The 11,542-nt window shown below is 60.4% G+C and carries 18 protein-coding genes; 15 read left to right on the top strand and 3 right to left on the bottom strand.

The genetic code is table 11. The features are described from left to right. Positions 1 to 49: 49 nt before the first annotated feature. From rpsJ to rpsQ, 11 genes are read left to right on the top strand one after another with little or no spacing between them, the layout of a single operon-like run. A complete protein-coding gene (gene rpsJ, locus RAE04_RS03605) occupies positions 50 to 355 on the top strand; it encodes a 30S ribosomal protein S10 (RefSeq protein WP_003848085.1) in 306 nt (101 codons plus the stop codon). 23 nt (positions 356 to 378) lie between these two features. Next, the gene (gene rplC, locus RAE04_RS03600) at positions 379 to 1,035 is read left to right on the top strand and encodes a 50S ribosomal protein L3 (protein ID WP_049378864.1); all 657 of its coding nucleotides are present in this window, start codon (positions 379 to 381) and stop codon (positions 1,033 to 1,035) included. Next, positions 1,032 to 1,685, top strand: coding sequence for a 50S ribosomal protein L4 (gene rplD / locus RAE04_RS03595; protein ID WP_005322847.1), 654 nt, complete (start codon positions 1,032 to 1,034; stop codon positions 1,683 to 1,685). Before rplC ends, rplD begins: the two co-directional genes overlap by 4 nt. Next, entirely contained in the window at positions 1,685 to 1,987 is a 303-nt protein-coding gene (gene rplW / locus RAE04_RS03590; RefSeq protein ID WP_049383584.1) for a 50S ribosomal protein L23, read from the top strand. Before rplD ends, rplW begins: the two co-directional genes overlap by 1 nt. Before the next feature lie 35 nt (positions 1,988 to 2,022). Then, positions 2,023 to 2,859, top strand: coding sequence for a 50S ribosomal protein L2 (gene rplB / locus RAE04_RS03585; protein ID WP_204610252.1), 837 nt, complete (start codon positions 2,023 to 2,025; stop codon positions 2,857 to 2,859). A 13-nt stretch (positions 2,860 to 2,872) separates the two neighbouring features. Beyond that, positions 2,873 to 3,151, top strand: coding sequence for a 30S ribosomal protein S19 (gene rpsS / locus RAE04_RS03580; RefSeq protein WP_005276936.1), 279 nt, complete (start codon positions 2,873 to 2,875; stop codon positions 3,149 to 3,151). Between the two features lie 3 nt (positions 3,152 to 3,154). Beyond that, complete coding sequence (rplV, locus tag RAE04_RS03575) at positions 3,155 to 3,517, top strand: 50S ribosomal protein L22 (RefSeq protein WP_005276938.1); 363 nt, start codon at positions 3,155 to 3,157, stop codon at positions 3,515 to 3,517. Further along, positions 3,517 to 4,260 (top strand): 30S ribosomal protein S3, encoded by a 744-nt coding sequence (rpsC, locus tag RAE04_RS03570; RefSeq protein WP_317026445.1) that lies wholly within the window; start codon positions 3,517 to 3,519, stop codon positions 4,258 to 4,260. Before rplV ends, rpsC begins: the two co-directional genes overlap by 1 nt. A gap of 3 nt (positions 4,261 to 4,263) precedes the next feature. Further along, positions 4,264 to 4,680, top strand: coding sequence for a 50S ribosomal protein L16 (gene rplP, locus RAE04_RS03565; protein WP_023020553.1), 417 nt, complete (start codon positions 4,264 to 4,266; stop codon positions 4,678 to 4,680). Further along, positions 4,680 to 4,910, top strand: a complete 231-nt coding sequence (rpmC, locus tag RAE04_RS03560; RefSeq protein WP_005322842.1) for a 50S ribosomal protein L29 — start codon at positions 4,680 to 4,682, stop codon at positions 4,908 to 4,910. The genes rplP and rpmC overlap by 1 nt, the downstream gene beginning before the upstream one ends. Before the next feature lie 2 nt (positions 4,911 to 4,912). Next, positions 4,913 to 5,221 (top strand): 30S ribosomal protein S17, encoded by a 309-nt coding sequence (gene rpsQ, locus RAE04_RS03555; RefSeq protein WP_284787110.1) that lies wholly within the window; start codon positions 4,913 to 4,915, stop codon positions 5,219 to 5,221. A 72-nt stretch (positions 5,222 to 5,293) separates the two neighbouring features. Here the strand turns inward: rpsQ and RAE04_RS03550 are convergent, their stop codons facing one another. Beyond that, positions 5,294 to 6,088 (bottom strand): siderophore-interacting protein, encoded by a 795-nt coding sequence (locus RAE04_RS03550; protein ID WP_317026444.1) that lies wholly within the window; start codon positions 6,086 to 6,088, stop codon positions 5,294 to 5,296. Between the two features lie 128 nt (positions 6,089 to 6,216). Here RAE04_RS03550 and RAE04_RS03545 point away from each other — a divergent pair, with 128 nt between their 5' ends. The 4 genes from RAE04_RS03545 (at position 6,217) to RAE04_RS03530 (ending at position 10,215) form a co-directional block, all read left to right on the top strand. Further along, the gene (locus RAE04_RS03545) at positions 6,217 to 7,164 is read left to right on the top strand and encodes an ABC transporter substrate-binding protein (RefSeq protein ID WP_317026443.1); all 948 of its coding nucleotides are present in this window, start codon (positions 6,217 to 6,219) and stop codon (positions 7,162 to 7,164) included. Continuing rightward, entirely contained in the window at positions 7,165 to 8,250 is a 1,086-nt protein-coding gene (locus RAE04_RS03540) for an iron ABC transporter permease (RefSeq protein ID WP_317026442.1), read from the top strand. Between the two features lie 3 nt (positions 8,251 to 8,253). Further along, positions 8,254 to 9,288, top strand: coding sequence for an iron ABC transporter permease (locus tag RAE04_RS03535; RefSeq protein WP_317026441.1), 1,035 nt, complete (start codon positions 8,254 to 8,256; stop codon positions 9,286 to 9,288). Between the two features lie 84 nt (positions 9,289 to 9,372). Continuing rightward, on the top strand, positions 9,373 to 10,215 hold the full coding sequence (locus tag RAE04_RS03530; protein ID WP_317026469.1) for an ABC transporter ATP-binding protein: 843 nt from the start codon (positions 9,373 to 9,375) through the stop codon (positions 10,213 to 10,215). A gap of 36 nt (positions 10,216 to 10,251) precedes the next feature. Here RAE04_RS03530 and RAE04_RS03525 read toward each other — a convergent pair whose 3' ends face one another. Both RAE04_RS03525 and RAE04_RS03520 read right to left on the bottom strand, forming a co-directional pair. After that, on the bottom strand, positions 10,252 to 10,644 hold the full coding sequence (locus RAE04_RS03525) for a multidrug transporter (RefSeq protein WP_317026440.1): 393 nt from the start codon (positions 10,642 to 10,644) through the stop codon (positions 10,252 to 10,254). Continuing rightward, entirely contained in the window at positions 10,641 to 11,525 is an 885-nt protein-coding gene (locus RAE04_RS03520) for a carbohydrate kinase (RefSeq protein ID WP_317026439.1), read from the bottom strand. Before RAE04_RS03520 ends, RAE04_RS03525 begins: the two co-directional genes overlap by 4 nt. Positions 11,526 to 11,542: the final 17 nt, after the last annotated feature.

Raw genomic sequence — 11,542 nt, 5'->3', positions numbered from 1 at the left:
CCGGAAACGCCGGGAATGTGAAAGTGGGGAAGCGAGGAAGAGGATAAGCGTGGCGGGACAAAAAATCCGCATTCGGCTGAAGGCCTATGACCACGAGGCTATCGACGCTTCTGCAAAGAAGATCGTCGAGACCGTTACCCGTACCGGTGCTCGTGTAGTTGGCCCAGTGCCGCTCCCAACCGAGAAGAACGTATACGCAGTTATTCGTTCTCCGCACAAGTACAAGGACTCTCGCGAGCACTTCGAGATGCGCACTCACAAGCGCCTGATCGATATTCTCGACCCAACCCCGAAGACCGTTGATGCTCTTATGCGCATCGATCTTCCGGCAAGCGTCGACGTGAACATCCAGTAAGCGACTTTGGTGGAGAACAAATAATGAGTGAAAACGAGATCAAGGGCATTCTGGGCAAGAAGCTCGGCATGACCCAGGTCTTCGACGAGGACAACCGCGTTGTGCCGGTTACCGTCGTCGAGGCAGGGCCATGCGTTGTCACCCAGATTCGCACCCCCGAAACCGATGGCTACAGCGCCATCCAGATCGCCTTTGGCGAAATCGACCCACGCAAGGCAAACAAGCCGGTTGGTGGTCACTTCAAGAAGGCTGGCGTAACCCCGCGCCGTCACGTTGCGGAAATCCGCATGGACGACACCTCTGCCTACGAGGTTGGCCAAGAGGTCAAGGTTGACATCTTCGAGGGCATCTCCTTCGTTGACGTCACCGGCAAGACCAAGGGCCACGGTTACGCTGGTGGCATGAAGCGCCACGGCTTCGCAGGCCAGGGCGCAGCTCACGGTAACCAGGCCGCTCACCGCCGCGTTGGCGGCATCGGCGGCGCCGCTACCCCGGGCCGCGTCTTCAAGGGTAAGCGCATGGCTGGCCGTATGGGCCAGGACCGCGTGACCACCCAAAACCTGAAGATTCAGAAAATCGATGCCGAGTCCAACCTGCTGCTCATCAAGGGTGCTATCCCCGGTGCGCGCGGCGGCCTCGTCACCGTTAAGACCGCAGTGAAGGGCGGTGCACACGCATGAGCAACCTCAAGCTAGACGTCCACACTTCCGAGGGTAAGACCAACGGCTCTGTAGACCTGCCAGCTGAAATCTTTGACACCGAGGCATCCATTGCTTTGATGCACCAGGTTGTTAACGCTCAGCTTGCTGCTGCACGCCAGGGCACCCACGCAACCAAGACCCGCGGCGACGTCCGCGGTGGTGGTCGCAAGCCTTTCCGTCAGAAGGGCACCGGCCGTGCACGCCAGGGCTCCATCCGCGCACCGCACTACACTGGTGGCGGCACCGTCCATGGCCCACAGCCACGCGACTACGCACAGCGCACCCCTAAGAAGATGATCAAGGCTGCTCTCTTCGGTGCACTGTCCGACCGTGCTCGCAACGAGCGCATCCACGTCATCGAAGAGCTCGTACCGGGCCAGAAGCCGTCCACCAAGTCGGCCAAGGCCTTCCTCGAGTCCCTGACCGAGCGCAAGAACGTGCTGCTGGTCATCGGCCGCGAGGACATCAATGCTCGTCGTAGCGCTAATAACCTGCCTAACGTCCAGATTTTGGACGCTGGCCAGCTCAACACCTACGACGTTCTCTACTCCGATGACGTTGTGTTCTCCGTTGAGGCGCTACACACCTTCATCAACCGCGCAACCGGCGCGGATAAGGAGGAGAACTAATGGCTAAGATTTCTAACCCACGCGATATCATCATCGCCCCGGTTGTATCCGAGAAGTCCTACGGTCTGATGGAGCAGAACGTATACACGTTCTACGTCTCCACGGACTCCAACAAGTCCCAGATTAAAGATGCCGTAGAGCAGATCTTTGACGTTAAGGTCGACTCTGTGAACACCGTGAACCGTGCAGGTAAGCGTAAGCGCACCCGCACCGGTTACGGCCAGCGTAAGTCCACCAAGCGTGCATACGTGACGCTCCGTGAAGGCAGCGACTCCATCGACATCTTCGGCGGCGGCGCTTAAGCGCCACCGGAGAGCCGAAAGGAAAAGGAAGAATTATGGCTATTCGCAAGTACAAGCCGACAACTCCGGGTCGCCGCGCATCCTCCGTTTCTGAGTTTGACGAGATCACTCGTTCTACTCCGGAGAAGTCCCTGCTGCGCCCGCTGAGCAAGACTGGTGGCCGTAACAACTACGGCCGCATCACCACCCGCCACATCGGCGGTGGCCACAAGCGCCGTTACCGTCTGATCGATTTCCGTCGTAACGACAAGGACGGCATTCCGGCAAAGGTCGCTCACATCGAGTACGACCCGAACCGCACCGCAAACATCGCACTGCTTCACTACGTTGATGGCGAGAAGCGCTACATCATCGCCCCGAAGGGCCTGAAGCAGGGCACCATCGTCGAGTCCGGTCCAAACGCAGATATCAAGGTTGGCAACAACCTGCCGCTGCGCAATATCCCGACCGGTTCCATCATCCACGCTGTTGAGCTCAAGCCGGGCGCCGGCGCTAAGCTGGCTCGCTCCGCTGGTGCTTCCATCCAGCTGCTGGGTAAGGAAGGCAAGTACGCAGTCCTGCGTATGCCGTCTTCTGAAATCCGCCGTGTGGACATCCGCTGCCGCGCCACTGTTGGTGAGGTCGGCAACGCTGAGCAGATGAACATCCGCTGGGGCAAGGCCGGCCGCATGCGCTGGAAGGGCGTACGCCCGACCGTCCGCGGTGTCGTTATGAACCCGGTTGACCACCCACACGGTGGTGGTGAGGGTAAGACCTCGGGTGGTCGCCACCCTGTGTCCCCATGGGGTCACAAGGAGGGTCGCACCCGCAACCCGAACCGTTACTCCAACAACATGATCGTGCGCCGTCGTCGCCCGAACAAGAAGCGCTAAGAGGAGGTAAACAATGCCACGCAGCCTTAAGAAGGGCCCGTTCGTCGATGAGCACCTCCTCAACAAGGTGGATGCTCAGAACGATGCAGGCACCAAGCAGGTCATCAAGACCTGGTCTCGCCGCTCGACCATTCTCCCCGATTTCATCGGTCACACCTTCGCCGTCCACGACGGTCGCAAGCACGTGCCGGTTTTCATCGAGGATTCCATGGTCGGTCACAAGCTGGGCGAGTTTGCACCAACCAAGACCTTTAAGGGTCACGTCAAGGATGACAAGAAGGGACGTCGATAAGCGATGAGTGAGACCATCACCTCCGCATCCGCCACGGCCCGCTACGTCCGCGTCACCCCGATGAAGGCACGTCGCGTGCTCGATCTGGTCCGCGGCAAGTCCGTAAGCGAAGCCCTGGCTATCCTGAAGTACGCACCGCAGGGTGCCTCCAAGCCAGTTGCCAAGGTCGTTGCTTCTGCAGCCGCTAACGCTGAGAACAACTTCGGCCTCGACCCACGCACCCTGGTCATCTCCGAGGCTTATGCCAACGAGGGCCCGACCATGCGTCGTTTCCAGCCGCGTGCACAGGGTCGTGCATTCATGATTCGTAAGCGCACCAGCCACATCACCGTGGTTGTCGAAAGCCAGCAGGAAGGGGCCAAGTAATGGGCCAGAAGATCCATCCTCACGGCCTACGTTTGGGCATCACTTCCGACTGGAAGACCCACTGGTTCGCCGATAAGGACTACGCGAACTACGTAGCCGAAGACATCAAGATTCGTAACTACCTCAACAAGGGCCTCCAGCGCGCCGGCATTGCCGACGTCGTTATCGAGCGCACCCGCGACCGCGTCCGCGTGGACATTCACACCGCCCGCCCGGGCATCGTGATTGGCCGCCGCGGTGCTGAGGCTGACCGCATCCGCCGCTCGCTGGAAAAGCTCACCGGCAAGATGGTTGCCCTCAACATCCTCGAGGTCAAGCAGGTAGACGCAAACGCAACCCTGGTTGCTCACTCCATCGCGGAGCAGCTGGTTAACCGTGTCGCATTCCGCCGTGCAATGCGCAAGGCTATCCAGTCCGCTATGCGCCAGCCACAGGTTAAGGGCATCAAGATCCTGCTGTCCGGCCGCTTGGGCGGTGCAGAAATGTCCCGCGTTGAGCGCTACCACGAGGGTCGCGTTCCGCTGCACACTCTTCGCGCCGAAATCGACTACGGCACCGCAGAGGCTCACACCACCTTCGGCCGCATCGGCATCAAGGTGTGGATCTACAAGGGTGACGTCGTCGGTGGCGTACGCGAGTCCGAACTGAACGCTCCGGCACAGGGCCGTGGCCGTGACCGTAATGGTCGCTCCCGCCGCGGTGGCCAGCGCCGCCAGCGTGCACAGCAGAAGCAGGAGGGCTAATCCATGCTGATTCCTAAGCGTGTTAAGTACCGCCGTCAGCACCGCCCGAACCGTCGCGGCGTGTCCAAGGGCGGTAACCGCATCAACTTCGGCGATTACGCTATCCAGGCTCTCGAGCCGGCGTACATCACCAACCGTCAGATTGAGGCCGCACGTATTGCCATCAACCGCCACGTTAAGCGTGGTGGCAAGGTGTGGATCAACATCTTCCCGGACCGTCCGTTGACCCAGAAGCCGCTCGGCGTTCGTATGGGTTCCGGTAAGGGCCCGGTCGAGAAGTGGGTGGCTAACGTTAAGCCAGGCCGCGTACTTTTCGAGATGAGCTATCCGAACGATGCCGTTGCAATTGAGGCTCTGCGCCGCGCTGGCCAGAAGCTTCCTTGCAAGGTCCGTATCATCAAGAAGGAGGACCAGTTCTAATGGCAACCGGTACCCCCGCCCACGAGTTCCGTGAGCTCGACAACGCTGAGCTGCAGTCCCGTCTGAAGGATGCGAAGGAAGAACTGTTCAACCTCCGCTTCCAGAAGGCCACCGGCCAGCTGACCAACAACCGCCGCATCGGCACGGTTAAGCGCGACATTGCCCGCATCTACACCGTTCTGCGCGAGCGCGAGCTGGGCCTGTCCGTTGCTCCGGGAGCTGAGGCTTAATCATGAGTGAGGCTAACGTGACTGATTCCAAGAAGGCACCTACTCCGAAGAAGGAGAAGGTCAAGGGCGCTCCTAAGGTTCGCACCGGCTATGTAGTATCCGACAAGATGAACAAGACCATCGTTGTCGAGCTGGAAGACCGCAAGCAGCACGCCCTGTACGGCAAGATCATGCGCTCTAACAAGAAGGTTAAGGTGCATGATGAGGAAGAAACCGCAGGCATCGGCGATCTCGTACGCATCGCTGAGACCCGCCCGCTGTCCAAGGACAAGCACTTCCGTCTCGTTGAGATCATCGAGAAGGCTAAGTAAAAACTAGCCAGCGCAGCCCCTGCTCCGAATCTTAGGGTTCGGGGCGGGGGCCTTCGCCGTTTTAGGACTTCTTTACGGCCGGGCCCTGCCATAAAACCAGTAGGGAACCCATGTGACGTCGTTGGTATCTAGGCCCCATTCATTCACCGCGAGGCCTCGCACGCTTTTTGCTAGCCTCCCCTCGCCAGAAGCCCATACGTACCCTGGCCCCGGCGCACCGGCATAGTCTGTTCTCAGGGCGGCAACGACAGCCTCCGCCTCCCCGTGCGGTTGGGTATGAATAATCCGCAGGCTGTGTACGCTCGCCTCCCATCTAGCTGCGAGGCCTGGTTCTACCTCGTCGTTGCTGGTAACCACGGCCATAACGTCGGTGGTCCGAAGCATTTCCGGGTTATGGTCTTCTTGGTAGGCCAAAATGTGCCGCAGCGCGGGCAGGGCGGATGCGTCGGCGACTAGAAGTTGTGGTTTCTCGGTTGGCCGCCACAGGTCGTTGCAGGTGAAGAATCCCGCTGTATCCCCGGCTTGTGCGCGGCGAATCCACCGCGAGCCAGGTCCTGAATCACCGTGTGCCACCACGTCGACATCGACCGTGGCCTCCTCCGAGTGGAGCGCGCGGATGGTGTACCAGCGCAGGTCCGGCCGCCTCTCCTCGTCGATCGCGCTCACAGCCGAGCGGAGGTTTATGCCGTCGACGGGGAAGGGGGTAAATTCTTGTTCAGCTCGGGGCATGACGAGTCCAAAGAATTCATCGGGACCGGAGAGGGTGTATGTCCGGAAAGCCTCGGCGTAGAACGTGAGCCGGTGCAAGCGCGGACGGATCCGTTTATTGGCGGTCAAAGTAACGGGGATGAGTTCGTGCGCAGACATTGGGGCCGATTGTAGAGAAGGTTCATGTGTCTAATAAATTACTATTTTAGCTTAGCCTTGCCTAATCGACCCCATGCGTTATAGGGTAAGTAAGGTTATTTTCCTCCTTTATTGAAAGGCTTAACCTCATGAAGATTTTCGGCCGTCGCACCATGGGCGCAGTAGCAATGCTTTCCGCCGGAGCCTTAGCTTTAGGCGGTTGCTCGCGTGGTGAGGGCGATGAAACAGCTCAGGCGACCGACGCTGCCAGCGAGCAGCGCGTGGCTAGCCTGGGTCTAGGTGATGCCGACACGCTGCTTGCCTTGGGGATCACTCCCGTAACGGTGGCGCCGTGGGGTGCTGAGGGCGATGGCGACCCTTCGGGCGTCGGCCCCTGGGCAGAGGAACTTTTGGGCGAGGCAAAGCCTGAGGTGATTTATAATACCGCAACCGGATTTACGGCGGATACCTTTGAGCAGGTCACCGCGGCTGACCCCACCCAGATCATTGCGGTGAACCAGGCGGTGGATGCACGCACGAAGGGATCCCTGGAAGAAATCGCGCCTACCACCGTCAAGCCGAACGGCTATGAAGACTGGCAGGTGCCCTGGGAAAAGCAGGTAGAGACCATCGCGGAGGCGGTGGGCAAAGAAGACGAAGGCGATAAGCTTATCGATGACACCGAAAAGGCCTTCGAGGAATTCCGCCACGAGCACGCGGAATTGCAGGATAAGTCTGCGGCCATCGTTATGCCTTATGACGGCAAAATTGGTCTATACACCGAGGAGGATGGGCGTGGACAATTTATCGAGGACCTTGGCATGGAGATCCCCGATGCATTGCAGGGCGATGGAGGCAGCTTCTTCGTCGACATTGCCCCAGAAAACTACGCGAAGCTTAACCAGGTTGATTACCTCTTTGTCCTGGACTACAACGGCTCCTCCGATGCCTTGAAGAAAGATAAGACCTTCCAAGGCCTCGACATTGTCAAGAATGATCGCGTGCGCTACTTGGATACGGATACCGGCAATGCCATGAGTATGCCGAACCCGGTGACCATCCCCTGGGCAGTAGATAAATTTGAAGAGAAGCTGTAATTGTCAACAACCACGATGGACGGCCAACAAATCCAGTCGGATTCCGCAGCAGATAGTCCTACGACCACCGGTACCCCCACACCGGTAGTGGCGCGGGCACAGAGTCATAAGATGCTCCTTGTCGCCTTCATCCTCGCCAGCCTGGTGTTGGCGGTGGCGTCTTTGGCGGTCGGATCCCGCTCGATTCCGCCCGGGGAGGTTATCGCTGTCCTGCACGGGGCAGGGGAGCAGGATATCCGCGATATCGTGTGGAACCTGCGCCTGCCGCGCACCTTTTTGGCTTATTTCGCCGGCGCGGCCCTTGCTGTGGCCGGTGTGCTGGCGCAATCGTGGACCAGAAATCCGCTAGCGGATCCAGGATTTATTGGCGTTACCGCAGGCGCGTCCTTCTTCGTTGCCTTAGGCACGGCTATTGGCATTGCGACCTCCATCAGTATGCGGACCGCCCTCGCGCTCGTTGGCGCGGGTATTACTACGCTGCTGGTTTTAGCCGTATCGCGGCGGTTTGAGGATCCCCTGACGCTCATTCTGGTGGGCGCCGGCGTCTCCGCAGCCTTGGGATCGGGCGCGACGATTATCGGTCTATATTCCACGGACGTCCTCGATAGCATGCGGCGGTGGACTATCGGCTCGACCTTTGGCCGCGGCCCAGAAGATGTCGCGATCGCGGGCATAGGGCTTGTTATTGGTGTAGCGTGTGCGGCGATGGTCGCTAGACCCCTCGACCTTTTGGCCATGGGGGAGGAGTCCTCCCTTGCCTTGGGTGGGTCCCCCACCACCGCGCGGGTGGGCGCGGCGCTCAGCGTCGTGGTGTTGGCCGGCAGCGCAACGGCAGCAACGGGCCCCATTGCCTTCGTCGGTTTTGCCATTCCCCACATCGTGCGGCGGGTGGTGGGCCCTAGCGTTGCCACCTTGCTTATGCCCTCCGCGCTCTTGGGCGGTTGTGCCGTGCTTGCCGCTGATATCACCGGCCGCCTCATTGCGGGTAACTCGGAGCTGGAGATGTCGATCGTCCTCGCGATAGTGGGCGCACCTTTCCTCATTTGGGGTGCTCACCGCGGCGTGGGCAGAGCATGGGGGCAATAGCGCATGACCGCAATCAGCACTATTTTAAAAGCTCAACAACGCCGCCGGCACGTGCGCGTGCTCGCTTCCACGCTGGCATTCATCCTCATCGCCCTTAGTGCGTACCTAGTGTTACTGGGGCAAGGTCCCATGGCATTGAGTCCGTGGCAGGTCATCGATGTCCTCACCGGAGGCGGCAGCAAGAACCACATCAGGGTGGTGTGGGACTTGCGCCTGCCGGTTGCCATCGCCACCGTCATCGTGGGCGCCGCCCTCGGCCTGGCCGGTTCTTGGACGCAAACCATGGCTCGCAACCCGCTGGCCTCCCCGGATATTTTAGGCGTTACCGGCGGGGCGTCGGTGCTGGTGGTCTTGGGCACCGTGCATTCGCGCCCCAGCTTCGCCGAGGGTATCCCGGAGTTTTGGTGGCGGGCATGCTTGGCGATGATCGGCGCCCTCCTCGTTGTCATCCTCCTCGCTGTTCTGGGTGGCATCGGTACGAGCAACCGCATCGTCATCGTCGGTATTGCCTTATCGCTGATGTTTCAAGCCATCGTCGCGTATTTAATGCGCAGCGCCCAGATCCTGCGCGCTGCGGAGGCGCAAACTTGGCTCGCAGGATCGACTGGATTCGTGCGCATGGAGGTCATTCTCCCCCTCCTGGTGGCACTAGCACCGTTTCTCGCCATAGGAATCTGGTGCTCGAGGGAGTTGCCGCTGCTTGCCCATGATGATTCCTCCGCAACCACCCTGGGGGTGAACATCTCCCGCCAGCGCGCCCTCCTGCTTATTGCGGCAACCGGTATCAGCGCCGTGGTGGTCTCGGTAGTGGGGCCCATTGGGTTTATCGCGCTGTTGGCACCGCACCTAGCGCGGATGGTGGCGCGCACCCCCACGCCATCGCCGCTGGCATCAGCGGCCGCGGGTGCCGCATTGCTGACCGTGTGTGCTGTGATCGCTGGTGCTATCCCGGTAAATGCACCGGTGGGTGCGGTTTCCTCGGTCACCGGCGGCTGCGCCTTGGTGATATTGGTGTGGAATGCGGCCGGGCGCAGCTAAACGTTGTGCCGCGGCACAGCAGGGGAACGGATAAGCACGGCGCCAGATGGTGCTAGACAGTCAGACGTGGATGAAGGAAAAGAAATGAAGGATAATCGGCCTAATCAGCCTAAACAGACCACGACCCCGAAGCCTCGGTGCAGCCTCCACGCCACCGGCATTCATGCGGGATATAAGGATGGCGGGGATATCCTTGCCGGCGTTGATCTGCACGCCCGCGCCGGCGAAGTCACCACGCTCATTGGGCCCAATGGCTGCGGCAAGTCCACGCTGCTGAAAACTCTCTCGAAAATCCTTGCCCCGCGGCAGGGCAGCGTCATGGTCGGGGAAGCTGACCTACACGCCATGTCCGCGAAGGATGCCGCGCAGCAGGTGGCGCTGCTGCCACAGCACCCCGTGGCCCCCGATGGGCTGCGGGTGGGTGAGTTGGTCGCGCGCGGGCGTCATCCCTATCAGGGGAGGATGCGCGGCCTTTCCGCTACGGACCGGGAGATCATCGCGCAGGCCTGCGAGGCTACCGAAATTGTGGACTTCCTCGATCGTGATATCGCTTCGCTATCGGGCGGGCAGCGCCAGCGTGTCTGGCTGGCGTTGGCCCTGGCACAAAATACGCCCGTGCTGCTTCTCGATGAACCCACGACCTTCCTCGACCCTGCCCATGCCATGCGCATGCTGGAGTTGGCCCGCGCACAGGCGCAGGCGGGAAAGACAGTGGTTGTAGTCCTACACGATCTCATGCTGGCGGGCCACTATTCTGATTCCATGGTGGTGATGAAAGCCGGCGATATCATCGCTCGCGGGGCGCCGAAACAAGCTCTGTCGCCGAAGGTATTGGCGCAGGCCTATGGCATCGAGGCTGAGGCCTGGGAGGATCCGCTTGGCGATGCCCCCATCATCGTTCCCCGCCGCGTCGTAGCGGCGCATTAGTGGAGACCTGCCAATAGTGGCTGTGTGCCAGCCGCTTTACTTGACCTTTCGTTGTACATCTAGAAACGAAATTGCCACTACAAAAAGATTGAGCACGCTTCCCGCGCCGAGCAAAAAGGTGCCGATTCGATAGGAGCCTGTGCCTACGGCGGCCATATTGCCGTAGATATAGACCCAGATGCCCCAGCCGATGAGCAGAACGACGCCGGCAAGACCAGAGAGCAGGCGGAGGCTACGAGGGGAGGTAGGGGCGAAGAATTTATAGGCGGCGTCGACAAGCGTGCAAGCTGCAAGTCCCAGACTCAGCCCGCCGGTCAACCAGACAGGGAGTAGGGCGGCGGTACCAAAGACTACCGGCAGGATGAAGGCGAGAAACGCGAGGAGAAAGAGTGCGGCGTGCAGCCACAGGGTGCGCTTGATGTAAGTCATAGCGAAGACTCTACTTCCTCGCGCCGCGGTGGGTTGGCGCCCTTCCGGGAGACGGTGATTCCTGCAGCGGCCGCGGCGAAGGAAAGCAGTTCCTTCCACTCTGCAGCGCCCAGTTGGGCGAGCGCGGAGGAGTCGAGCCCCCGCTCGTCAATTTGGGTCAGTAATGCGGCCATGATGGTATCACCGGCGCCGATGGTATCGGTCACGGGAACCTGTGCGGCCGGCACGTTTAGCTTGGTCTCACCGGCCTGCACGCTAAGCCCCTCCCCGCCGCGGGTAACTACTACAACGGGTACCTGGGAGATGAGGTCGTCGCCCAAGAACTCGACCTCTTCATCAGAAAGCTTCAGCAAGATGACGTGAGGGAGCAGGTCCGCCAAGAACGCGCGGTGCTCTGGGGTGGCGTAGAACGGCCGGATATTCGGATCCAGGGCGACCAACGTGCCTTGGGCGGCAAAATCCTTCAGCAGTTGCGCATAGCGGGAGGCACCAGGTTCAAGGGCGAGGGAGACCGTGCCGAAGCACGCGATATCGGCCGGCACTAAACGTGGTTCGACCAAGCGGTCGGCCGTGCCCTCGATATAGAAGTTATAGGAGGCCGAGCCGTCCTCATGGATGGTGGTTACCGCCAAATTGGTGGGCTCATCGCCGCGCTGCAGGTGAGTGGTGGTGACGCCCTCGGCCTCGAGGCGGGTAACGAGCTCCTGCCCAAAACCATCGGTGGAAATGCGGGATTGGAATTCCACATCGGCGCCCAGTCGCGCCGCCGCGATGGCCACGTTAAATGGCCCGCCGCCCAGCGCCGGGGTGTGGTCGTTCAAGCTGCCAGGGGCCACCGGAACGAGGTCCACGAGGCCTTCACCGCACACATGAATAGTCATATTTTCATAGTATCGGT

It is taken from the genome of Corynebacterium sp. CTNIH16, from assembly GCF_032821655.1.
Lineage (GTDB): Bacteria > Actinomycetota > Actinomycetes > Mycobacteriales > Mycobacteriaceae > Corynebacterium > Corynebacterium marquesiae.
The sequence above is the reverse complement of the archived record's forward strand: the minus strand, read 5'-3'. Positions and strand labels throughout refer to the sequence as shown.

Bases quoted from the DNA above. Each gene is read 5' to 3' on its own strand.
- rpsS (WP_005276936.1), top strand. From the start codon at position 2,873: ATGCCACGCAGCCTTAAGAAGGGCCCGTTCGTCGATGAGCACCTCCTC.
- rplB (WP_204610252.1), top strand. From the start codon at position 2,023: ATGGCTATTCGCAAGTACAAGCCGACAACTCCGGGTCGCCGCGCATCC.
- RAE04_RS03550 (WP_317026444.1), bottom strand. From the start codon at position 6,088: ATGTCTGCGCACGAACTCATCCCCGTTACTTTGACCGCCAATAAACGG.
- RAE04_RS03545 (WP_317026443.1), top strand. From the start codon at position 6,217: ATGAAGATTTTCGGCCGTCGCACCATGGGCGCAGTAGCAATGCTTTCC.
- rpmC (WP_005322842.1), top strand. From the start codon at position 4,680: ATGGCAACCGGTACCCCCGCCCACGAGTTCCGTGAGCTCGACAACGCT.
- rplC (WP_049378864.1), top strand. From the start codon at position 379: ATGAGTGAAAACGAGATCAAGGGCATTCTGGGCAAGAAGCTCGGCATG.
- rplV (WP_005276938.1), top strand. From the start codon at position 3,155: ATGAGTGAGACCATCACCTCCGCATCCGCCACGGCCCGCTACGTCCGC.
- rplD (WP_005322847.1), top strand. From the start codon at position 1,032: ATGAGCAACCTCAAGCTAGACGTCCACACTTCCGAGGGTAAGACCAAC.
- rpsC (WP_317026445.1), top strand. From the start codon at position 3,517: ATGGGCCAGAAGATCCATCCTCACGGCCTACGTTTGGGCATCACTTCC.
- RAE04_RS03520 (WP_317026439.1), bottom strand. From the start codon at position 11,525: ATGACTATTCATGTGTGCGGTGAAGGCCTCGTGGACCTCGTTCCGGTG.
- RAE04_RS03525 (WP_317026440.1), bottom strand. From the start codon at position 10,644: ATGACTTACATCAAGCGCACCCTGTGGCTGCACGCCGCACTCTTTCTC.
- rplW (WP_049383584.1), top strand. From the start codon at position 1,685: ATGGCTAAGATTTCTAACCCACGCGATATCATCATCGCCCCGGTTGTA.
- RAE04_RS03535 (WP_317026441.1), top strand. From the start codon at position 8,254: ATGACCGCAATCAGCACTATTTTAAAAGCTCAACAACGCCGCCGGCAC.
- rpsQ (WP_284787110.1), top strand. From the start codon at position 4,913: ATGAGTGAGGCTAACGTGACTGATTCCAAGAAGGCACCTACTCCGAAG.
- rplP (WP_023020553.1), top strand. From the start codon at position 4,264: ATGCTGATTCCTAAGCGTGTTAAGTACCGCCGTCAGCACCGCCCGAAC.
- RAE04_RS03530 (WP_317026469.1), top strand. From the start codon at position 9,373: ATGAAGGATAATCGGCCTAATCAGCCTAAACAGACCACGACCCCGAAG.